Source organism: Virgisporangium ochraceum (assembly GCF_016863655.1).
Classification (GTDB): Bacteria; Actinomycetota; Actinomycetes; order Mycobacteriales; family Micromonosporaceae; genus Virgisporangium; species Virgisporangium ochraceum.
Genome location: NZ_BOPH01000085.1, coordinates 45,448 through 67,030, shown reverse-complemented (window position 1 = coordinate 67,030; position 21,583 = coordinate 45,448). Strand labels below are relative to the sequence as shown.

The 21,583-nt window shown below is 74.6% G+C and carries 21 protein-coding genes and 1 pseudogene; 7 read left to right on the top strand and 15 right to left on the bottom strand.

Annotation, left to right across the window (positions count from 1 at the left end):
• Both Voc01_RS30350 and Voc01_RS30345 read left to right on the top strand, forming a co-directional pair.
• Positions 1–199: RNA polymerase sigma factor (locus Voc01_RS30350; RefSeq protein ID WP_275423765.1), on the top strand; the 199-nt coding region annotated here is incomplete at its 5' end.
• Entirely contained in the window at positions 189–1,454 is a 1,266-nt protein-coding gene (locus tag Voc01_RS30345; protein WP_203931022.1) for a hypothetical protein, read from the top strand. The genes Voc01_RS30350 and Voc01_RS30345, both read left to right, overlap by 11 nt.
• Positions 1,455–1,465: 11 nt before the next feature.
• Here Voc01_RS30345 and Voc01_RS30340 read toward each other — a convergent pair whose 3' ends face one another.
• On the bottom strand, positions 1,466–2,374 hold the full coding sequence (locus Voc01_RS30340; protein WP_203931021.1) for a TetR/AcrR family transcriptional regulator: 909 nt from the start codon (positions 2,372–2,374) through the stop codon (positions 1,466–1,468).
• A gap of 90 nt (positions 2,375–2,464) precedes the next feature.
• On the opposite strand from Voc01_RS30340, the gene Voc01_RS30335 reads away from it, so the two are divergent.
• Positions 2,465–3,049 (top strand): TIGR03086 family metal-binding protein, encoded by a 585-nt coding sequence (locus tag Voc01_RS30335; protein WP_203931020.1) that lies wholly within the window; start codon positions 2,465–2,467, stop codon positions 3,047–3,049.
• 55 nt (positions 3,050–3,104) lie between these two features.
• Here Voc01_RS30335 and Voc01_RS30330 read toward each other — a convergent pair whose 3' ends face one another.
• Entirely contained in the window at positions 3,105–4,313 is a 1,209-nt protein-coding gene (locus tag Voc01_RS30330; RefSeq protein ID WP_203931019.1) for a saccharopine dehydrogenase family protein, read from the bottom strand.
• A gap of 104 nt (positions 4,314–4,417) precedes the next feature.
• Between Voc01_RS30330 and Voc01_RS30325 the strand changes: the two genes are divergently transcribed.
• Complete coding sequence (locus Voc01_RS30325; RefSeq protein ID WP_203931018.1) at positions 4,418–5,776, top strand: helix-turn-helix domain-containing protein; 1,359 nt, start codon at positions 4,418–4,420, stop codon at positions 5,774–5,776.
• 85 nt (positions 5,777–5,861) lie between these two features.
• Positions 5,862–6,206 (top strand): annotated as a pseudogene (locus Voc01_RS54725) (hypothetical protein); the annotation flags it as partial.
• Positions 6,207–6,267: 61 nt separating this feature from the next.
• Here the strand turns inward: Voc01_RS54725 and Voc01_RS30320 are convergent.
• From Voc01_RS30320 to Voc01_RS30310, 3 genes are read right to left on the bottom strand one after another with little or no spacing between them, the layout of a single operon-like run.
• Complete coding sequence (locus Voc01_RS30320) at positions 6,268–7,332, bottom strand: phosphotransferase (protein WP_203931017.1); 1,065 nt, start codon at positions 7,330–7,332, stop codon at positions 6,268–6,270.
• Between the two features lie 4 nt (positions 7,333–7,336).
• The gene (locus Voc01_RS30315; RefSeq protein WP_203931016.1) at positions 7,337–8,455 is read right to left on the bottom strand and encodes a hypothetical protein; all 1,119 of its coding nucleotides are present in this window, start codon (positions 8,453–8,455) and stop codon (positions 7,337–7,339) included.
• Complete coding sequence (locus Voc01_RS30310; protein ID WP_203931015.1) at positions 8,445–8,816, bottom strand: MerR family transcriptional regulator; 372 nt, start codon at positions 8,814–8,816, stop codon at positions 8,445–8,447. The genes Voc01_RS30315 and Voc01_RS30310 overlap by 11 nt, the downstream gene beginning before the upstream one ends.
• Positions 8,817–8,892: 76 nt before the next feature.
• Between Voc01_RS30310 and Voc01_RS30305 the strand changes: the two genes are divergently transcribed.
• A complete protein-coding gene (locus Voc01_RS30305; protein WP_203931014.1) occupies positions 8,893–9,558 on the top strand; it encodes an SDR family oxidoreductase in 666 nt (221 codons plus the stop codon).
• On the opposite strand, the gene Voc01_RS30300 is transcribed toward Voc01_RS30305, so the two are convergent.
• The 4 genes from Voc01_RS30300 to Voc01_RS30285 all read right to left on the bottom strand — a co-directional run bounded on the left by Voc01_RS30300 (position 9,555) and on the right by Voc01_RS30285 (position 12,781).
• On the bottom strand, positions 9,555–10,388 hold the full coding sequence (locus tag Voc01_RS30300) for a PIG-L deacetylase family protein (RefSeq protein ID WP_203931013.1): 834 nt from the start codon (positions 10,386–10,388) through the stop codon (positions 9,555–9,557). The two genes, Voc01_RS30305 and Voc01_RS30300, sit on opposite strands and share 4 nt — an antisense overlap.
• 59 nt (positions 10,389–10,447) lie before the next feature.
• On the bottom strand, positions 10,448–10,873 hold the full coding sequence (locus Voc01_RS30295) for a hypothetical protein (RefSeq protein WP_203931012.1): 426 nt from the start codon (positions 10,871–10,873) through the stop codon (positions 10,448–10,450).
• A 336-nt stretch (positions 10,874–11,209) separates the two neighbouring features.
• Entirely contained in the window at positions 11,210–12,079 is an 870-nt protein-coding gene (locus Voc01_RS30290) for a phosphotransferase (RefSeq protein ID WP_203931011.1), read from the bottom strand.
• A 45-nt stretch (positions 12,080–12,124) separates the two neighbouring features.
• The gene (locus tag Voc01_RS30285) at positions 12,125–12,781 is read right to left on the bottom strand and encodes a TetR/AcrR family transcriptional regulator (protein ID WP_239160583.1); all 657 of its coding nucleotides are present in this window, start codon (positions 12,779–12,781) and stop codon (positions 12,125–12,127) included.
• Between the two features lie 50 nt (positions 12,782–12,831).
• Between Voc01_RS30285 and Voc01_RS30280 the strand changes: the two genes are divergently transcribed.
• Positions 12,832–14,817 (top strand): HelD family protein, encoded by a 1,986-nt coding sequence (locus tag Voc01_RS30280; protein WP_203931028.1) that lies wholly within the window; start codon positions 12,832–12,834, stop codon positions 14,815–14,817.
• Here the strand turns inward: Voc01_RS30280 and Voc01_RS30275 are convergent.
• The 6 genes from Voc01_RS30275 to Voc01_RS30250 form a co-directional block, all read right to left on the bottom strand.
• Positions 14,814–16,154: a serine hydrolase domain-containing protein gene (locus Voc01_RS30275; protein ID WP_203931010.1), complete on the bottom strand. Its 1,341-nt coding sequence runs from the start codon at positions 16,152–16,154 to the stop codon at positions 14,814–14,816. The genes Voc01_RS30280 and Voc01_RS30275 overlap by 4 nt on opposite strands.
• 9 nt (positions 16,155–16,163) lie before the next feature.
• Positions 16,164–17,642 (bottom strand): alpha-N-arabinofuranosidase, encoded by a 1,479-nt coding sequence (locus tag Voc01_RS30270; protein WP_203931009.1) that lies wholly within the window; start codon positions 17,640–17,642, stop codon positions 16,164–16,166.
• A 112-nt stretch (positions 17,643–17,754) separates the two neighbouring features.
• Positions 17,755–19,254 carry a DUF6297 family protein gene (locus tag Voc01_RS30265; RefSeq protein ID WP_203931008.1) on the bottom strand — a complete coding sequence of 500 codons (1,500 nt, stop codon included), beginning with the start codon at positions 19,252–19,254 and terminating at the stop codon, positions 17,755–17,757.
• Positions 19,251–19,865, bottom strand: a complete 615-nt coding sequence (ccmA, locus tag Voc01_RS30260; RefSeq protein ID WP_203931007.1) for a heme ABC exporter ATP-binding protein CcmA — start codon at positions 19,863–19,865, stop codon at positions 19,251–19,253. Before ccmA ends, Voc01_RS30265 begins: the two co-directional genes overlap by 4 nt.
• 54 nt (positions 19,866–19,919) lie before the next feature.
• Positions 19,920–20,639: an SDR family NAD(P)-dependent oxidoreductase gene (locus tag Voc01_RS30255; RefSeq protein ID WP_203931006.1), complete on the bottom strand. Its 720-nt coding sequence runs from the start codon at positions 20,637–20,639 to the stop codon at positions 19,920–19,922.
• Positions 20,636–21,577 (bottom strand): LysR family transcriptional regulator, encoded by a 942-nt coding sequence (locus Voc01_RS30250; RefSeq protein ID WP_203931005.1) that lies wholly within the window; start codon positions 21,575–21,577, stop codon positions 20,636–20,638. Before Voc01_RS30250 ends, Voc01_RS30255 begins: the two co-directional genes overlap by 4 nt.
• Positions 21,578–21,583: the final 6 nt, after the last annotated feature.

The window sequence follows — 21,583 nt, the reverse complement described above, 5'->3', positions numbered from 1 at the left end:
GGTGCCACCCCGGCAACGGGCGGTGCTGGTGCTGCGCTTCCTCTACGACCTGCCGGTCGACGAGGTCGCCGCGCTGCTCGACACCACGCCGGGCACCGTGAAGAGCCAGACCTCGCGCGGGCTCACGACCCTACGGCGGCTGCTCGACGAGCCGGTCGCCGCCGGAACGTCCCGAGGGAGCGACGACGATGGATCCTGATACCCGGTACGCCACCACGCTGCTGGCCGAGCTGCGCGACCGCGCCGTGCCGCCGCTCGACGTCGATGTCGACCGCGCGGTGGCGACCGGCCGGCGACGGGTGCGGGTGCGGCGCACCGTGGTCGGCGTGGTCGCCGCGGTGACCGGATTGGCCGTGGTGGCGGGCACGCTCGTCGCGCTCGACCGGGTGGGCGCGAGGACGGACGCGCCGGCTCCCCAGGTCGCCGCGAGCACGGGAAGCGCCGCGAGCACGGGAGGCCCGGCCGCGGTGGCGTGTTCGGTGCGCGCGCTGCCGGTCCCCAACGGTGTGAGCGCCTCGACGACGGCCATCGACCCCGGCGGACGCTACGTGGCCGGCTACGTCCCCGGTTCGGAGGAGACCGGCGCGAACGGCTCGGCGCTGCTGTGGGACGGCGAGCGGCTGCGCGATCTCGGGGTGCCCGGGTTCGCCGCGGCGCCGTCCGGCGTGAACTCGGCCGGCACCGTCGTGGGCACGGTGTCGCGCGACCACCGCCAGGTCGCGTGGGTCTACAGAAACGGGACCGTGACGACGCTGCCCGCGCTGAACGGCCAGGAGATGAGCGCCGAGGGGATCAACGAGCGCGGCGACATCGTCGGCGTCGCGTACGGGGAGAACGACCGGAACACCGCGGTCGTCTGGCCGGCGGGGCAGCCCGGTAGCGTGCGCACGCTGGTCACCTCGCATCTCGCCGGCGCTTACGACGTCGCCGCCGACGGCACGGCCGCGGGCGCGGGCACCGACGGACATCCGTTCCTGTGGACGCCCGACGGCGCCGGCCGGCAGCTGCCGAACCTCACCACGGCCACGGGCGGCACCGTGCTGGGCCTGGCCGGCACGTGGGCCTACGGCGTCGCCACCGTCAAGCTCGACGGGACCCTCGACCCCGACCCGAGCGGGAAGGCGGGCGCGGGACTGATGACCCGCAAGTGGTCGGTGCGCTGGAACCTGGCCGGCGACGGGCGGGTCGAGGAGGTGCCGGGGGTCGAACCCGCGGTGGTCACCGTCGACGGTGCGATGGCCGGAACGACCACCGAGGTGAAGCCGCAGCGCCCGTACCGGTCGGCGGTGGTGTGGCGACCGGGCGGGGCGCCGGAGCCGCTGCCCGCCCTGAACGCGCAGCGCGACCACAGCTCGGCGACCGCGGGTACGCCGGACGGGAAGGTGATCGTCGGAGAGGAGTCGACCGGGACGGCGACGGAGACGAGGACGGTGCCGGTGCGCTGGGCCTGCTGAGCAACGGCGTGTCAGGACGCCGGCGGGCGGCGCCAGCGCCAGTTGAGCTCGTCGGCGGCCGGTGGTGGGCCGGGCAGGGTGTCTTCGCGCCCGGCCCGCCCTGCTTGTCCGGCTGACAGGCCGTCGAGGAGCAGTCGCAGGTGGCGGCGGCGTAGCTGTTTCGTGCGCTCCGGGTCGGGGACCCGGATGGAGGCGCAGCCCTCCAGGAGCAGCCCGACGTCCTCGGCCACGACGTCGGGGCGCAGGGTGCCGCTCTCGTGCGCCCGGCGCACCAGCTCGGCGACCAGCACGCCCGACCGCTGGGCGTCGGCCCGCATCTCCGGTGTCGAGGTGAACGTCCCCGCGAGGTGGACGGTGAGCGAGTGCACGTCGGCGTCGACGACCGCGCGGAGGAACGTGGTGAGCGCCGCCCATCCGTCGGGTTCCGCCGCGGCCGACTCGGCTTCGGCGTTGAACCGGCGGAGACCGTCGTGGCAGAGCTGGCGGAGCAGGTCCTCCTTGCCGGGGTAGCGGCGGTAGAGCGCGCTCATCCCGACGCCCGCCCGCTCGGCGACAGCGGCGACGGGCGCCTTCGGGTCGTCGAGGAAGACGTCGCGGGCCGCGGCGAGGATGACGGCGTCGTTGCGCGCGGCCTGGGCACGCCGTCCGGCGAGCGGCGCCGGCCCGGGCCGGTCGGTCGACCCTGGGGCGCCGTGCGCCGGTGGGGGAATGCCGTCCGGGGCCACGCGGTCGTCGGCGACGGCGCGGCGGGATCCGGCTGCGGCGCGGTCGGCCGTGGCGGCGCGGCCGGCCGTGGCGGCGCGGTCGGCCGGGGTCGGGCTCTCGGTCGGTGCGACACGCTCGTCCGGAGCGGTGCGGCTGCGCCGCCGTGGGGGAGCCGCTTCCGGGGTTCCTCGGTGGCGGGACCGCGCGTTCGTCATGTCCGAAGATTAGCACTGGAACGGATCGTTCCGCTCTGCTACTGTAAAGCGGAACGAAGCATTCCGTTCCACTTTGAGGGAGAGCCTCCCATGGACTCGAAGAACGTCGACGGGAAGAACCTGCTGGCGGACTCGCACACCGCGCTGCGGACGGCCGTCGCCGGCGTCGGGGTGGACGGGTGGGACCTGCCCACGCCCTGCGAGAAGTGGACCGTCACCCAGGTGCTTCAGCACGCGGCCGGCGACCAGGTGGGCTACGCCGCCGCGATCACCGGTGGGCCGTGGCCCACCGAGGACCCGTTCTCGCCGTCGGGACGCATCGACGGGGAGCACTCCGCCTACCTCGCCGCCGCCCTGGCCGCCTCGGCGGCCGCATACGAGACCATCGCGGTCGACGCGGAGCAGGTGCCCACGCCGCTGCCCCAGGGGGCGATGCCGGCCTGGCTGGCCGCGGGCGCGTGCGCCCTCGACGCGGGGGTGCACGCCTGGGACATCGCCACCGCCACCGGGCAGGCGTCGCCGCTCACGCCGGAGATGGCCGGTCCGTTGCTGACGGTGGCGCGGGCGATCGTCGAGCCGTTGCGGGCGTACGGCGCGTACGCGGCGGCGCTTCCGGCCGCCGAGGGCGAGGACGAGGTCGCCGCGCTGCTGCGCTACCTCGGCCGCCAGCCGTAACGAAGGCAACCGGCCGTAAAGAAGGGCAAAGGCCAGGCCGTAAGGCGAAGACGGGTCAGATCCGGCGGGCCGTGATCTCGAACCCCGCGGCTCGCAGCCGCTCCACCAGAGCGTCGCCGATGGCGGTCGCCGGTGTCAGGACGCCGCCGGCGACCCGGGGCAGCGCGTCCCGGTCCAGGAGAAGGGCGAGCGCCGACTCGCCCAGCATGACCGCGGTGGCCGCGTAGCCCGGATCGCCCTTCGCCCGCATCCGGGCGGTGTAGCGGGCGCCGGTGGTCGTGGTCGTGAAGAGGTCCACGGTGAAGTGGCCCTCGCGCTGGACCCGCTCGCTCGGTCCCGAACCGGGCTTCGGGAGGAGCCGGTCGAGCACGAACCTGGTCGGTGGCAGCGCCATCCCGACGACCAGCGCGCCCAGGCCCACCTTGGTCGCGAGGGCCTGGCCCGGCCAGTCGGCGCGCATCGCCTCGCGGTAGCGGAAGCGGCGGCCGTACGCCCAGCCGCGCAGGGCGTTGCTGCGACGCACGATCCGCGTGTTGTACGACGCCATGACGAACGGGGCCAGGCGCCCCTTCAGGCCCGGCACGACCTCGTTCGCGGGGATGGTGTCGCTGTCGCTCTGGCGGCCGAGGTCGGGCTCGGCGGCCCGGTCGGGGCTCAAGGAGTAGGGACCGGCGGCGATGCGGCGCAGCCGCCTGTCCTTCGTCATCGCGTCGAGCTGGTGGCGCATCGAGTCGATGGTGCCGCCGCTCACCCCGGCCTTGATGCTGGTGACCACGAGGGTGGTGTCGGTCAGCTCGCCGTCACCATTTTCCTGGACCAGCGAGTGCAGCACGTGCACCCCGAGGTCCGACGGCACCGAGTCGAAACCGCACGAGTGGACGATCCGGGCACCGGTGCCGGCCGCGAGCCCGTGGTTCGCGTCGATGCTGTCGCGGACGAACAGCACCTCGCCGGTCAGGTCGACGTAGTCGGTGCCGGCCGCGGCGCAGGCGTGCGCCAGCGCGCGGCCGTACTTCGCGTACGGCCCGACCGTCGTGACCACCACCCGCGCGTCCGCGGCCATCGCGGCCATCGCGTCGGCGTCCGCCGCGTCGGCGACGACGACCGGCCAGTCGACCCCGAGGTCGGCCCGGGTCTTCTCCAGCTTCGCGGCCGAGCGGCCGGCCAACGCGATGCGGGTACCGGCGGGAGCGTGGGCGGCCAGGTGACGCGCGACCAGCGCACCGACGAACCCGGTGGCGCCGTAGACGACGAGGTCGTTCATCCCACGAGGTTATAGGGGCCCCTCCGAGAGGGCGCGGCTACCCAAAACGTCCTCACTCGTCTATAAACGTATAGACGAGGGGATCGGTCGGTCGAGGAGGACCGGTGGTTTCTGATGTGGTCCACGACGCGTGGCGGTCGCTCGGGCGTCAGTTGGCGTGCCTGCGCAGGTCGTCCGGCCTCACGCAGCACGCGTTCGCACCGATGACGATGTACGGCCGCAGCACGGTGGCCAACGCCGAGAGCGGTCATCAACGGGTGTCCAGGGGGTTCTGGGTGCGATGTGACGAACTGCTGCGGGCCGAGGGCCAGCTGGTCCGCCGCTACGACGAGATCGTCGCCATGGAGCGCGGTCTCCACCGGCTCGGCGGCGAGGGCGGCACGTCCGGCCCGAAGAGGGGCATCGAGCGGCGTGGCGCGCTGCTCATGGGCATCGCGGCCGTCGCGGCCGCGTCCGGTCTGGCCAAGGCGACGGGACCGGCGTCAGCGGCCCGTCGCGTCGGTGCGGCCGACGTGGCGCGGATCAGGGCGGTCACCGCGTTGTACAGGTCGCTCGACTACGAGGTCGGAGGAGGTGCGATCCGCCGCGACGTGAACCGCTTCGCTCACGTGGTCACCACGCTGCTGAACCACGGCGACGTCGCCGCCGTGCGCGAACCGCTCCTCACGGCGGTGGCCGAGGTCCGGCAACTGGCCGGCTGGACCGCGTTCGACGCGGGCCGGCACGCCGACGCGCAACGGCACCTGCTGGCGGCCGAGCGCACCGCGGCGGCCGGCGGCGACCTGCGGCTCGTGGCGCGGGTGCGGTACTGCCAGGCGCGGCAGTTCCAGTACCTGCGGCACAACCGCGACGCCGTCGACGCGCTGCGCCTGGCCCGCGACCACCTCGGCGCCCACAGCACGCCGGCGATCACGGCGATGCTCGACGGGCTCGAGGCGTCCTCGCTGGCCGACCTCGGCGACCACGACGCGGCCGCGCGGAGACTGGCGAGCGCCACCGACGCGTTCGAACGCATCGACCCGGCCGACGAGCCGGCGTGGATGGCCTTCTACGACCGGGGCGAGCTGCTGGCCCAGTACGGACGCGTCCACCGCGACATGGCCCGCCACGACGCCACGCACGCCAGGGGAGCGGTGCGCTGGACCACCGACGCGATCGCCGACCTCGGTCCGCAGAAGCTGCGCAGCACCGTTCTCAACGAGATCGGCCTGTGCAGCGCGCTCTTCATCGCCGACGAGCCCGAGCAGGCCGTCGAGGTCGGGCAGGCGCTCCTCGGCCACGCCGGTCAGGTGAACTCGGCCCGCGTGGTCGAGCGCATCCGCAACCTGCGCCGCGACGTCGGCCGGCATGCGACGCATCCAGGGGTGCGGGAGCTGACGGTCGCGCTGGCGAGGTTCGGCCTACCGGGTCCCGGCCCCGCCGGAACCACCGACGCGGTGAGCGACCCACGCGGAGGCAGCTGACCTCGGGGGGCCGCTGGTAGGGTGCGTGCGAGCGCCGTCCGGTCAGCCGGACGCCCTGAGCGGGGGGTGACTGGAGGGCGGCCACGTGTGGCCCCGCTCGGCATGGGACGCGATCATCGCCTTCCCGCTCTGCCATCCCCTCGCCCCCGACCCGGCGACCATCACGGTCATCCCGGCGCGGCGGATCCACATCCTCGACGGAGACGGTGACGGCCGCGGAGGCGGGCACCTCTCCGGGACCGGCGTGCCCGGCAAGAGCGAGTTCCCACCGTGGTGGAGCGACGACCTGGTCATCGACGCCGTCGAGCGGGTCGCGCGGTGCCCGCAGACCGTGCTTGCCTTGCAGGACAACGACTTCTGGCTGGTTCAGGGCACCGTCGAACGGGTCACGGTGCGCGTGGTGGTCACCCCGGCCGGGCTGGTGTGGACGGCCTTTCCCGTGCGCGGCCCGGGTGTGCGCCGCGTGCCGCCGGGTGGGCGCGGGCCGCGGGTCAGCGGGTCCCGCGATAGGCGGGCGCGACGGCGAGGTGGTGGTCGCCCCAGCGGTCGGCGGTGGCGGCCAGCATCTCGTCGGCCAGGGCGGCCAGGGCGGGTGAGACCTCGCGGCGGGCCGTCACCAGGCGCAGGCGGTGCCGGATGACGGCGCGACGGGTCGGACCACGCGGAGGGGTGCCGGCGGGCGGCTCGTGCTCCTCGTCGAGGGCTCCGCGGAGGAACCACGCGCTGGACATGACCGCCCAGGCGACCACCGCGACGTCGAGGTCGCGGTCGAAGTCGGTGCCGGCCACCGCCGGGATGTGGCGGGCCAGCGTCTCCCGCCACCGGCCCAGAGCGGTCCGGGCGACCCCGTCGGGCAGTCCCCAGGAGCACCAGCACGACGGCCAGGGCAGCAGCAGGTACGCCGCGTCCCACGCGACGTGGCGGACGCACGCCTCCTCGAAGTCGATCAGGACCATGCCGTCGCGGGTCATGACGTTGTTGTCGGGACACGCGTCCGACGGCGTGAGCGCGTCGACCCGGGTGGTGAACCGTCCGGCGGCGGCACGCAGGTCGGCCAGGGCCGGCTCCGCCGGGGTGACGCCCAGCGCCGGCAGGTGCGTGACGAGGCGGTCGGCGGCGTCGGCCAGCAGGTCCGGCATGTGGTCCGCCAGCTCGGCGGGCGGACCATCCACAGTGGACACCGCCGCGGCGTGGAGGGCGGCCAGCGCGTCGGCCCACGCGTGCAGGCGTGCGGTGGCCGTGGCGGCGTCGTCGCCGAGCAGCGCGTCGGCGAGGTTCGGGCCGTCGCCGGCGTCGGCGAGCACCACGAGCGCCGGATCGTCCACAGTGGCCAGTAGCTCCGGCACCGGCAGCCCGCGGCCGCGCAGGGCGGCCAGCGCGGCCGCCTCCCGCCGCCCGTCGGCGGCGTACTCCGGCCGGTGCGCCTTGACGATGACGGTGTCGGGCCCACCGTCCACAGTGGCCCGGACGACCGTGCTGCGGTCGCTGCCCCGCAGCCGCGTCGCGATCGTCAGCGGTTTCCCGAGCGTTCCGGCCGCGGCCGTCAGTGCCTCCATGGGATCACCCTAGGCGGCGCACCTTGCCGCTGGGGTCCGCCCGCAGCTGGCCCGCCCGCGCCGCGAACGCGTCCGGGTCGAGCGCGGCCAGTGCGCGCCACGCCTCGCCGCGCACCCGCGCCGTCCGGTGGTCCAGGTACGGCGTGACCCGCGCCGCGTCGGCGCTCCCGCCCATGTCGGCCAGGCCGGCCAGGGCGCCGACGAGGTCGTCGCGACCCGACGCGGGATCGTCGAGCGTGGACCGGTAGACGTCCGCCGAACCGGTCTCCCCGAGCGCGCGCAGCGACACCCGGGCGAGGTAACGCACCCGCGCGTCGGGGTCGAGCCGCGCACGGCGCAGGTGCGGTTCGCTGTGGGGCAGCCGGGCACGGGCGCGCAGCGCCCGCCACCGCACGCGCGGGCTGGGGTCGCGCTCGAACAGCGGCAGGAGCCGCCGCTGCAGGTCGGGGTCGGCGTGCGTGGTGACGGCGAGCGCCCACATCCGCGACGCCGGGTCGGGGACGCGCGCCGGTCCCGGGGTGCGCATGGCCTCCTCGACCGCCTCCGCGGGCTCGACGGTGGCGAGCATCCGCAGGCATCCGTCGCGCACCGCGGGATCGTCGCCGCGCGCACCGGTCCACAACTGCGCGCGTCCCGTGCCCAGCAGCATCTCGTCGATGCGCCGCACCACCGGGGCGGCGCGCAGCCGGGTCCCCAACCCGCGCAACACCGGGACGAGCCGCACCAGCGGCACCGGATCGGCGGTGGCGACCCGGGCATCGACCGCGGCGATCGCCCGGTTGCGGACGGCCTCGACCGGGTCGTTCAGGCGCAGCAGCAGGAACGGCAGGGCGTACGGCTCGGTCGACCCGGCGAGGTGGCGCACCCCGGCCTCGCGCAGGTATCCGTTCCGGTCGATGGTCATGAGCGCGGCGACAGCGGGCTCCGGCGGTCCGGACACCGCGTGGACGGTGCCGTGTCGGCGGCGGTACACGGTCTCCAGCCAGACGAGTGCTCGCGGGTCGGCGCCGCGCAGCAGCGCGTGCAGCCGGTCGGGGTCGCGCCGGGGATCCGCCACCCAGGCGAGCACGCCGGTGACCAGCCGGTCGCTGTTCCACCGGGCCGACCACGCGTCAGTGTGCATCGACCGGCGTGCAGCCGCTCGACGCGCCTTCGCTGGCCGCGATGACCGCGTCGAGGCGGTTGCGGGCCTCGACCAGCCGGTCGATCTGTGCGTCGATGCGGTCGCGCTCCGACCGCAGCAGTGCCCGCGAGTGCGGCGTGTTCTCCTTCGCGTCGACGCACGGGAGCAGGTCGAGGATCGTGCGGCTCGACAGGCCGGCCGCGTACAGCATCTGGATGAGTCCGACGCGGTCGACGGCCGGCCCGGGGTAGTGGCGCTGGCCGCTGGCGCTGCGCTCCGGGACGAGCAGGTCCTGCTCCTCGTAGTAGCGCAGGGCGCGCACCGAGACGCCCGTCTTCGCGGAAAGCTCGCCGATCCGCATTCCGCTCCCCCCACTGCCGGTGACCCCGGCCACTCGCCTTGCCCCTCACGCCGACGTGAGGTTTTAGCGTAGCCGCATGCAGATCTCGGGATCCGTGGCGCTGGTCACGGGCGCCAACCGCGGCCTCGGCCGCCACTTCGTCCAGCAGCTGCGCGAACGCGGCGCCAAGAAGGTCTACGCGACCGCCCGGCGCGGCGGCACCGTCGACGGCCTCACCCTCGACATCACCGACCCGGCGCAGGTGGCGGCCGCCGCGGTCGAGGCGGACGACGTCACGCTGCTCGTCAACAACGCCGGCATCTCCACCGGCACCAACCTCGTCACCGGCGACCTCGCGCAGATCCGGCGCGAGCTCGACACCCATTTCTACGGGACCCTCGCGATGGTGCGCGCGTTCGCGCCCGTGCTGGCCCGCAACGGTGGCGGCGCCATCCTCAACGTGCTGTCGGCGATGTCGTGGTTCTCCTACGACGGCGCCAACGCCTACGCCGCCGCGAAGGCCGCCGAGTGGAGCCTCACCAACGGCGTGCGGATCGAGCTCGCCGCGCAGGGAACGCTCGTCACGGGACTGCATCTCGGCGCCGCCGACACCGACATGATGGCCGGCTACGAGGGCGAGAAGTCCGACCCGGCGGAGATCGTGCGGATCGCGCTCGACGGCCTCGAGGCCGGCCGCGTCGAGGTCGTCGCCGACGCGTGGTCGGCACACATCAAGGCCGCCCTGGCAAAGGATCCCGCTTAGACCGGGTACTCGCGGCGGAGGTCGATCCGGCTGTAGGACACGTGACGGGTGAGCGGGTCGACCTCCATCGCGGCCGGTGTCACCGGGAGCGTGCCGTGGGTCTCGTTGTAGAGCCGGTAGTAGCCCTCGGCGAAGTTGACCCCGGCCGCCCGGCCGGCCTCGCCGTTGGCCGACTCGATGAGCTTGCGCGCGAACAGCCCGGAGTAGCCCTGGCTGTCGAAGCAGTCCATCGCCGCGATCTTCCGGCCGACGACCGGCGTGATGTCGACGAAGACGTCGTTGCGCACGCCGAACAGGCTCAGCCCGTCGACCGGGTAGACCGGCAGCGAGGTCAGGAACACCTGCTTCACGTGGTACTCCGACTGCCCGTCGAGGTTGCGCAGGTAGGTGCCGGCCCGCCCGAGCGCGGCCAGCGCCGTGGTGGTCGCCACCGTGTGCGTGTTGCCCGCCACCACGGGGTTCTGCGGGTAGTCGCAGATGATCACGTCGGGACGCTCCGCGGCGATCTGCGCGGCCACCTCGTCGACCAGGGAGTCCTGGAGCGCGGCGCTGCTGTCGTCGTGGTCGAGCGTGACGACCCTGCTGATCCCGACGATGTCGGCGGCGCGCCGCAGTTCGGCCTTCTTGAACTCGACGATGTCGTCGAGCCCGGCCGCGGCGATCGCCTCGTCGGGGTTGTCCTTGCGCCACTCCTCGGCGTACCGGTTGGCGTGGATGCGCCCGCCGTGCGTGAGGATCAGCGCGACGATCTCGTCACCGGCATCGGCGTGCCGGGCGAGGGTGCCGCCACAGTTGGTGATGGTGTCGGCCGGATGTGCGTAGACCGTCATCAGCTTCACCCGGCACAGAGAACGTGAAATCTCATTCCATGTCAACGCTGACCTGGGAGTCATGTGAGGATCAGCCCGGCCGGCCGAGCACGTCGCGGGCGGCGCGGCGGCGTCGCGGCGGCGTCGCGGTGCCGGTGGACCTCCACAGCCCCGGCCGTGTGGGCCAGCGCTCCCTCGGACCGGCCCAGCGACTTCAGGGCGACGCCGGTGTTGGCGAGCAGGGCCGCGGGGCCCGCCCGTTCGTGCCGGTCCGACGCGGCCAGGGTCCGGACGATGCCGAGCGCCTCCGCGTCGGTGGTGTACGCGTCGTGGTAGTGGCCGAGCGCGCCGCAGGTGGTGGCCATCCGCTGGAGCAGCGCCCCGTGCAGCCGCGGCTGGTCGTGTGCGGATCCGAGCCGGTCCGGGCGCGACGACCGGCGCGCCTGGTCCAGCGCCTGCCGCGACGCGGCCAGCGCCTCCTTGTTCCGGCCCTGCTCGCCGTACATCGAGCTGAGCCGGTGGCGGCGTCGTAGCAGCCGTCGGCGTCGCCGGTCGGCTCGGGGACCGCCGCGCCAGCAGGGGCGTCCAGTCGGTGCCCTCCGGGGCCCGGTCCAGCTCCAGGACCTCCAGCCGGGGCAGGCCGGTGAGCGGCTCCAGATCAGTGGCCGCGAACAGCCGCATCCCGGTGATCGAGCGCAGGCCGACGCGCCGTTCGATGCCGGCGCCTCCCAGCCGAGCTCGGCCAGCTCCGGCAACGCGGTACGCGGCTCCGGGCACGTTCGAGGTGACCGGTCAGGTCGAGCGCACCGACAGGCCCACCACCGCCACGGTGACGGTGACGGTCACGTAACGTCCCGGATCTGGGCATCCCGGATCTGGGCATCCCGGATCTGGGCATCCCGGATCTGGGCGAGCCACTCGGCGGCCAGCCGGCGCCCGTCGGGGAGCTGGTCGTTGCGGTCCCACCGCCACATGGTGATCATCGCCAGCATGAGCAGGCGGCAGTCGTGGAGCAGGCCGGGGTCGAGGCCCGGGTAGTGGTCGGCGACCTCGTCGGGCGCATGGGCGAGGTCGAACTCGACCGGACCGCGGCAGCACGTCTCGAAGTCGACGAACAGCAGGCCGTCGCGCGTGGTGAGCAGGTTGCCCGGGTGCGGCTCACCGTGCAGCAGCTGCTCGGCGGGCCCGCGCTCGCGGATCGAGCGGACGCGGCCGCGCAACGTGTCGGCGAGCAGCTCGCGGTCGGCGTCGCCGAGGTCCGGCGTCAGGTCGCGGTTCGCCGCGAGCCGCTGCGCCGCGGCGACGCGGTCGGTGAAGTGCGGCGCCGGGACGTCGACCGTCCGCATCCCGGCGTGCAGCCGCTCCAGCGCCCCGGCGACGTCGGCCGGCGGGATCGCGCCGGCCGGTGCCGGCTCGTGCCAGGTCCACAGGGTGACCGCGTAGCCGTCGGCCTCGTACACGCGCGGGTCCACCCGCGGATCGGGTCCGGCCACCGGGCTGCCGGCCGCGGCGAGCCGCTGGGCCAGGTCGAGCTCGAACCCGGCGACGTGCTGGTCCTCCGGCGCCACGCGGGCCACGGTGTCGCACGGCAGCAGCCGCAACGTGAGTTTGTTCGAGTCGTGCAGCACGACCGCGTCGTCGGCCGGCAGCCCGAGCGACGACGCGGTCCTCAGAGCCGCGGCCACCGCACGTGGAGCCTCAGTCGCCTGCATCGTCCGTCCCCCGTCCCCTTGCGGCGCGGGCGACGATACCAGCGTTCAGGACCCGCCCAACCCGGACTCCAGGAGGGAGAAGGCCCGCTCGGCGGCGGCGACCGCCTCCGGGTACAGGTCGTCGGCCGTGGCGCCGGCACTGAGGCGGCGCCAGTTCTCCCGCGCGAGCACGTGCTGCACCGCGACGATCTGGGCGGCGGCCAGCCGCGCGGTCAGGTCGTCGGCGGCCGCCGTCCCGGTCGGCGCCGCCGTCTCGGCCAGCGCCGCCGTCTCGGCCAGCGCCGCCGCGAGCTCCGCCGTGTCGCTTGCCACCTGGGCGTTGACCCGCGCCGACAGGCTCGGCGTCGAGAACACCAGGTCGTGGAACGAGAGCACCGCGGGGTGGTCGTTCAGCCCGGTGACCGGGTCGCGCCGCGACAGCCCGTCGAGGACGTGCGCGCGCAGCGCCCCCAGTGGCGACGCACCCGGTGGCCTCGCGCGCACCACCCGCCCGGCCTCGCCCGCGTGGTCGGCGACCCGGTGCAGGACGAGGTCCTCCTTCGACCGGAAGTACCGGAACAGCGTCGGCTTCGAGATGTCGGCCGCGGCCGCGATGTCGGCGACGGACACCCGGTCGTAGCCGTGCTCGAGGAACATCGCGATCGCGATCGCGGAGACCGTGTCGTGGGTGCGTCGACGTTTGCGCTCGCGGAGGCCGGTCACGTCAAAATAATACCAGGTTAATTTTGATACCGGGTTACACTTTCGCCGTGATGGAGCAGGAGCAGGAGCAGGCCTACCTCGACCGCACCCGGCGCGCCCTCGCCTGGATGCTCGACCACGCCCGCATGCGCGTCGCGACCGGCGACCGCGTCGCCGGTGACCGGTACACCGCCGAGGTGCTCGGCCGGATGCTCAAGAGCTACGCCAAGGAGCTGGCCGAGGAGCCCGACAGCCCGCTCTACTTCGGGCAGCTGCGGTTCGGCACCGGCGCGGGCTCCGGCGCCGGTGACCACAGTGGACAGAGCTACCACATCGGCCGGCGCCGGATCACCGACGAGGCGGGGGAGACGCTCGTCATCGACTGGCGGGCGCCGGTCTCGGCCAGGTTCTACCGGGCCAGCGCGCGCGACCGGATGGGCGTGTCGGTCCGGCGCCGGTTCGGGTGGTCGCCGCGGCCGCCGGTGCGGCTGACCGGGTTCGAGGACGAGCACCTCGACCGTGGCGAGGAGACCGGCATCGGCAGCGCGCTTCTCAAGCGGGAGATCGAGCGCCCCCGCGTAGGCCCGATGCGCGACATCATCGCGACGATCCAGCCGGAGCAGGACGAGCTCGTCCGCGCCGACGTCGCCGACTCGCTGTGCGTGCAGGGTGGGCCCGGTACCGGCAAGACCGCCGTGGGACTGCACCGCGCCGCGTACCTGCTGTACGCGCACCGCGGGCAGCTGCGGCGCACCGGCGTGCTCGTCGTCGGTCCCAACCCCACGTTCCTGGGCCACATCGCCGCGGTGCTGCCGGCCCTCGGCGAGATCGACGTGCGCCAGCACACCCTCGACGAGGTGCTCACCGCGCGCGAACCGTCCACTGTCGACAGTGCGGAGGCGGCCGCCGTCAAGCACGACGAGCGGATGGCCGGGGTGCTGCGCCGCGCGCTGTACGCCCGCGTCGGCGGGCCCGCCGCCCCGGTCGTGGTCTACGACGGTTCGTACGTGCTGCGCGTGTCCAGCGGCGCCGTCGCGCGGGAGGTGCGCACCGTGCTCGCGGCCGACCTGCCGTACCTGACCGGCCGCGAACGCCTCCGGGCGCGGATCGTGGCCCTGCTGCAGCGGCAGCTGGAGGCGCGCGGCGAGTCGCCGAACGCGTCGGTGCTGCAGTGGCTCGGCCGCCGCCGCACGGTCACCGAGGCCCTGGACGCGGCCTGGCCCAAGGTGAAGCCGGAGGAGGTGCTGCACGCCGTGCTGTCCGATCCCACCGACGACGCGCTCACCGCCGCGCAACGGCAGGCGATCCGGTGGGCGAAGCCGCCCCGCAGCGTGCGGTCGGCCCGCTGGTCGGCCGCCGACCTCGTGCTGCACGACGAGGTCGCCGGCCTGCTCGACCATCCCGACGAGGTCGGACACCTCGTCGTCGACGAGGCGCAGGACCTGTCACCCATGCAGTGCCGCGCGCTCGCCCGCCGCAGCCGCCACGGGTCGATCACCGTGCTCGGCGACCTCGCGCAGGGCACCACCCCGTGGGCGGCGACCGACTGGCCGGCGCAGCTCGCGCACCTCGGCAAGCCGGCGGCACCCGTGGTCGGGCTCACCACCGGCTTCCGGGTGCCGGCCGCGGTGCTCGCGTTCGCCAACCGCCTCCTGCCGGCACTGGGGGTCGAGGTGCCGACCGTCCACTCTGTACGGTCCGACGGCACCCTGCGTGTGCGCCGGGCCACCGACCTCGCGAGGGCCACGCTCACGTGCGTCACCTCTGCTCTGGACCACGACGGATCGATAGCGGTCGTCGCGACCGCGCCACGCCTCGACGCCGTCATGGCCGCGATCGGCGACCGCGTGAGCGCGACCGCCGCGACCAGGGTGACCGCCGTGCCGGCCGCGCTGGCCAAGGGCCTGGAGTTCGACCACGTCGTGGTGGTGGAGCCGGCCGAGATCCTGGAGGCGCAGCCGCGCGGCGCGAACCGCCTCTACGTGGCGTTGACCCGGGCCGTCTCCCGACTCGACGTCGTCCACTCACGACCGCTGCCCGACGCGCTCAACTCCTAGCGCCAACCCTGCGGGTCGACGCCGCCGGGGATCGGGGCGGCGGGGTCGTACGGCGCGCGGGTGAAGACGAACGTGCCGAGGTCGAGGTGCGTCACGTCGCCCGACGCGTCGCGGACCACCCGTAGGCGCTCGCCGGCGTAGTAGCCGTCGAGGGCGGTCCACGTGCCGTCGGGCTCGGGGCGTAGGCGGGTCGCCCGCGCGCGTCCACTGAGCGCGGTCAGTTCGAGCTCGCGCCCCGCGCGGACCCGCAGCGCCACGGGCGACGGGCCCCAGTACCAGGGTCCGGCGAGCTCGACCAGATCAGGGTCGGACGCCGCCCGCCACACCGCCGGGATCCGCGGCTCGCGCTCGGCGACGATGCCGACCAGTTCGGCGGCGAGCGTGCTGATCGCGACCCCGGTGGTGGTGTTGCACAGCACCACCGCGCCGACGTCGTCGGCCGGGCAGACCCACAGCGACGCGAGGAAGCCGGGCACGGAACCGCCGTGGCCGGTGAGGTCGCGGCCGCCGTGACGCAGGAGCTGGATCCCCAGGCCGTAGCCGCCGTTCGGGTCGGTGGCCTCGGGTGGCGCGGCGGGGCGGCGCATCTCGTCGAGGGTGGCGCGGGCGAGGATCCGCTCGTCGCCGTCGAGCAGGAATGTGGCCCAGCGGCACAGGTCGGCGACGGTCGACCAGAGCTGGCCGGCCGGCGCCATCGGACCGTAGTCCTCGGCCGGTTCGGGCAGCAGCACGTCGGCGAAGGGGTGCACGGCCCACCCGTCCGCGTGGCGGGCCGGCGGCGCCGAGCCGGTGTCGGCCATGCCGAGCGGCTCGAGGATCTCACCGCGCAGCGCCTCGTCCCACGGCACGCCGCGCAACCGTTCCACGAGCCCGCCGAGCAGACCGTAGCCCGGATTGGAGTAGTGGAACCGCCGCCCGGCGTCGTGCACGACGGGACCGTCACCGAGCAGCGACGGCAGGTCGGGCCGCAGCGTGCCCGGCGTCCGTTCCCACCATGCCCCCGGCGGCTCCGCGACGAGCCCGGCGGTGTGCGCGAGGAGCTGCGCCACCGTCACGTCGGGCGGCGCGACCTCCGGCAGGTGCCGGCCCACCGGGTCACGCAGCTCCAGCCGGCCCTCGTCGCGCAGGCGCAGCACGAGCACCGCGGTGAAGGTCTTCGTGATCGAGCCGATCCGGTAGGCGAGCCGGTCGTCGGTGTCGCCGCGCCCCGCGGACCACCGCGGTTCCCCGGCCCGCACCACGCCCGCCGCCATCGTCGGCGCGCGGCCCTCGGCCTGCGCGGTGGCCAAGCGGTGCAGCAGCGCGCGGCGCGTGCCGGGCAGCAGATCCTCTGGCATCCGGGAACCCTACCGGGCCCCCAGGTCGAGGTGGACGGTCACGTAGGAGTGCGGCGGCAGATCCACCTCCAGGCCGCGCGGATGCGCGCGCACCGCCGGGTGCTCGGTCGGTGCGACGGCGTCGGGCGCGTCGGCGGTGTTGTGCGCCTGGAGATGGGACCCCGTGAGCACCCGCGCGCGATGCGCGCTGACCTCGCGCCCGCGCAGGTCGAGCAGCACGGTACGGGGCGCCTCGGCGTCGAGGTTGGTCAACGAGACCAGGGCCGTGTCGTTCTGTGTGGACGCCGAGGCGGACACGAGGTCGAGGCCGTCCCGGTTCGGGACGCCGTCGCGGAAGTGGACCGCGAGAGCGCGCGCGTCGTGGTGACCGACGTTCATCTCGAACACGTGGTACGTCGGCGTCCGGATGAGCGTGCCGGTCTCGGCTTCGGTGAGCAGCATCGCCTGCAGCACGTTCACGGTCTGCGCGATGTTGGCCATCACCACGCGCCGCGCGTGGCGGTGGAAGGCGTCGAAGTGCACCGACGCGACGAGCGCGTCGCGCATCGTGTTCTGCTGGTACAGGAAACCGGGGTTGGTGCCGTCCTCCACGTCCCACCAGGTGCCCCACTCGTCGACGACGAGGCCGATGTCGACCTGCGGGTCGTACCGGTCCATCACCGTCTCGTGGCCGCGGATCAGCTCCTCGATGCGTTGCGCCCGGCGCATCGTGTCGTAGTAGTGCTCGGTGGTGAACGTGGTCGCGCCGCCGCGCCCGTCGCCGGGGAACGTCGTGTAGTAGTGGAGCGACACCGCCTGGTACGGGCCGCGGGCCTTCATGAGGGCCTCGGTCCAGCCGTACTCGTCGGTGTGCCCGCCGGCGGCGATGCGGTACACCCTGTTGTCGCCGTGGTCGCGGACGAACGTGCCGAACTGGCGCGCGAGGTCGGTGTACGCCTCGGCCGTCAGGTTGCCGCCGCAGCCCCACGCCTCGTTGCCGATGCCCCAGAACGGCACCCGCCACGGCTCGTCGCGCCCGTTCGCCTTACGCAGCGCCACCATGGGGGAGTCGCCGGCGCGGGTGAGGTACTCGACCCAGTCGGACATCTCCCGCACCGTGCCCGACCCGACGTTCCCGTTGACGTACGCGTCGGCGCCGAGCAGTTCGCACAGGTGCATGAACTCGTGGGTCCCGAAGTGGTTGTTCTCCTCGACGTTGCCCCAGTGCGTGTTCACCATGCGCGGACGCTGCCCGCGCGGGCCGACGCCGTCGCGCCAGTGGTACTCGTCGGCGAAGCAGCCGCCGGGCCACCGCAGGTTCGGGATGCGGATCGCGCGCAGCGCCTCGACGACGTCGCTCCTGATGCCGCCGACGTTCGGCAGCGGCGAGTCCTCGCCGACCCAGAAACCGCCGTAGACGCACCGGCCGAGGTGCTCGGCGAAGTGGCCGTAGAGGTGCCGGCTGATCGTCGGTCCGGGAAGGTCGAGGTTGATGACTGCGTGGGTCACCGCTGTGTCGCTCCTTAGCCCGGCCTCGGGAGTGTTGTAACGATATCGGGGGTGTTGTAACGATAGAGGACCGGCGTCGGTCCGGGAAGGTGGTGAGCTCTCCGGCGCACGCTCACGGCGACCCGGTCAGCATGAACGCGGCCAGCGCGAGCGTTGCGACCAGATCGGGGCCGCGCACGACCTGCGTGACCAGGTCGGGCTGGATGATGCCGAAGGGCGTGTCGACGGCCGGCCCGTCGTAGCGCGTGGGCCGGCGGGTGGCCGACCGGTACGCCGCCGCGAGGACCCCCACCGCCAGCACCGGCTCGATCCAGCCGGCGCCCCCGGTGGCGGACAACGGGGCGGGAAGCGTCAGCGGCCACCACACGGCCAGCGCCAGTCCGGGGACCGCGAGGTGGGCCGCCCGCAGCACCGCGTCGGATCCGCCCAGAAGCCGGCGCAGCGCCGCCGACCGGCACACCGTCCGCAGGCCGGCGCACAGCCGCTCGGTCGCCAGGTAGCCGGCCACGACCCGGGCCGGCGCGACCCCGCCCGGCGCGACGAGGGCCATCGCGTACGGGACCACGAGCAGGCCGGCCCACGCCACCGGGCCGGCCGGGCGACGCCGCTGGCGCCGCAGGTCGGCGCGCACGAGCGTCCACAGGCGACGGAGCCGGTCGCGAGAGGCCAGCGGCGCGGGCGGTGGCCCGAGCGGTCCACTGTGGACACTGCCGACCCGGCGCCAGCGGCGGATCTCGACGATGTCGCTGAACATCGCGGGTTGCAGGAGCACCAGCGAGACCGTGGCGGCGTCGGCGAGCTGCGCCCCGCCGGCGAGTGCCGCGGCGTCGAACCGCCCGAGCCGGCGGCCCGCGGCGACGAGGGCCGCCACCGCGAGGAGCGTTGCGAGCACCGCTACCCAGGCCGCCGGCACCCCCGGCGCCGGCACGGCGATCCCGCGGGCGTCGAGCCCCACCACGGCCAGCGCGACGGCGACCCCACTCCCGGCGGCGACCGCGGAGGCCGCCCGCCCGGGCGCGCCCCGTCCGGCGCCCCGAGCCGCGCCCCGAGCCGCGCCCCGAGCCGCGCCCCGACCCGCGCCCCGAGCCGCGCCCCGACCCGCGGCCTGTGCCACGACGGCGGCCGCCGGTATTGCCGTTCCGAGGCCCGCGCCCGCGACGACCAGCCCCGCACCCGCGTCGCCGACCAGCACCGCCAGCGCGCCGGCCAGCGCCCCGCACCCCGCGCCGACGACCGCGGCCCACCCCAGCGCCGGGCGCAACCAGGACGCCCGGTCGACCGGGGTGCCCACCGCCCAGTAGCGGGCCGCCGACGTCACGTACAGGGGACCCAGCTCGCGGACCCCGTGCCAGGCCAACCCGCCGAGCACCAGCGCCACCGCCACCAGCAGCCAGCCCCGGACCCCCGCCTCCGCCGGCGAGCCGGCCTCGGGCAGGCGCAGGTGACGCCGGATGGCCGTCACCGCCAGCGCGCCGTAGATGGCCACCGCCAGCGCGACCACGTAGACGTCGGTCAGGACGGCGGCCACCGTGGTGTCGCGGTGGGTGGACCGGGCGCGGCGCAGCCGGCGCCTGACCTGGCGGGCGGACGGGCGTGCGGTGGGGACGGTCATTCCCCGAGGGCCAGCGTGTCGTCGGCGACGGCGGCCACGAGCACCGGGTCGTGCGACGCGAGCAGCACGGCGTGACCGGCCGCCTTCTCGGCCCGCAGCCGGTCGGCGAGCCAGGCCCGGCCCGCGGTGTCGAGCCGCTGTTCGGGCTCGTCGAGCAGCAGCAGTCGCCGCGGACGCACGAAGCACGACGCGAGCGCCAGCCGGCGACGCTGGCCGCTGGACAGCGTGGCCGGAAGCTGGTCGCGGGCGGCCCGCAGGCCCAGCGCGTCGAGGACCTCGCCGGCCGTCGCCGGGTCGGGCGCCCCGTGCGCGTACGCGAGGAGCTCCAGGTGCTCGACCACGGACAGGTCGGGGAAGAAGTCGACGTCGTCGAGCACCCCGGCGACCGCCGACCGCACGCGCGGGTCGGTCTCGTCGATCACCAGCCCGTCGAGCCGGACCTCGCCCTCGTCGGGCCGGTCGAGCCCGGCCACGCACCGCAGCAGCGTCGTCTTGCCGGAGCCGTTCGGGCCAACCACCGCCGTCGCCGCGCCCGCCGCGAGGTCGAGGTCCACTGTGGACAGAACCCGGTGCCCGCCGAACCAGCGGCTCAGCCCCCGTATCTCCAGCACCTCCGCAGTGTGTCAGGTGCCGTGGGCGGTGTCGCGGGTGCCGTGGGCACGAGGTCACCGCATGACGCTGCCCCCGCTGACCACGAGCGTCTCGCCGGTGACGTACGTCCCCTGCGCCAGCTGGTAGACCCAGTGGGCGATCTCGGCCGGGTCGGCGACCCGGCGCAGCGGGATCGTGGCCGCGACACCGGCCATCCGCCCGGTCGCCGCGTTGCCCGGGGTGTCGACCCACCCGGGAGCGACGCCGTTGACCGTGATGCCGTCGGGCGCCAGCTCGATCGCGAGCGAGCGGGTCAACGAGAGCACGGCCGCCTTCGACGCGCTGTACACCAGCTGACCCGGCGACACGGCGAGCGCGTCGACCGACGCGAACGTCACGATGCCGCCGCCACCGGCGGCCTTCAGCAGCGGAGCCGTGACGGCGCAGAGGTTCAGCGTGCCGAGCACGTTGACGTCGAAGACGCGCCGGTACGTCTCGTCGGTGTAGTCGGCCAGCGTGGTGGGCGGGTAGATGCCGGCCGCGCTCACCACCGCCTTCAGCGTGCCCCCACCCCGCTCCTGATGGCCCCGCTCCTGATGGCCCCGCTCCTGATGGTTCAGCGCCGCCCGGATGCCGGCGTCGAGGCCGGCCCGGTCGGTGACGTCGGCGACCACTGTCGTGTCGTCGGACTCCGACCGGTCGACCCCGATGACCGACCAGCCCCGCTTCGCGAAGTGACGCGCGGTGGCCTGACCCATGCCGCTCGCCGACCCGCTGACTATGACGGTGTTCATGTCGGTTGCCTCCCTGCGTCCGCGACGTCCTGCAGCGCGCGGATGTGGTGTTCGGCCAGCGTCATGAAGGCACGCGTGGCCGGGGACAGTGCGCCGCTCTGCCGGGTGACCAGCGCGAAGTGCTCGTCGAACACCGGGTCGAGCGGTGCCCAGTGCAGGCCGGCCGGGTACCCCTTCCAGCGGGTGACCAGGTAGGAGACCAGCGAGTCGCCCACCCCGTGCGCGGCCATCTCGACCGCCGCCGTCTGGAACTCGACCTCGAACGTGGGCCGCAGCGTGACGCCGGCCCGCTGGGCCCGCTCGGTGAGCGCGCGGCGCAGCGGGTCGTCTCTGGCCCAGCGCGCCTCCGACAGGATCAGCGGCGCCGCCGCCAACCGCCCGACGTCGACCGGCTCACGCGTGCGCTCAGGGTCGGCGCTGACGTAGACCACGCTGTCGGTGAGCACCGGCGCGCTGACCCACAGCCCCCGGTCGTCGATCGGCAGCTGCACCAGCCCGGCCTCCAGGTCGCCCGCCCGCACCGCGTCGGCCACCTCGGCCGAGTTGAGCCCCAGCACCCGGATCCGCACCCCGGGGTAGCGCCGGTGGAACTCCGCGGTGACCGCGGGCAGCAGGTACAGGTGGGCGCTGCTGAACGTGCCGAACGCGACGGTGCCCCCGGCGAGCTCGCGGACGTCGCGGACCGCCGCCGTCAGGTCGTCGACGTCGGTGACCACCTTCTCCGCCCACGGGACGAGCAGCCGGCCGGCGTCGGTGAGCTGCAGGCTGCGGTTGGTGCGGGTGAACAGCACGACGCCGAGCGTCCGCTCCAGCTGGCGGACCGCCGCCGACAGGCTGGGCTGGGCGATGTACAGGTGCTCGGCGGCGGCCGCGAACGACCGGTGCTCGACCGCCGCGAGGAAGTACACCAGCTGCTGCACCGTGGGCCGGTCGCTCATCGTCGA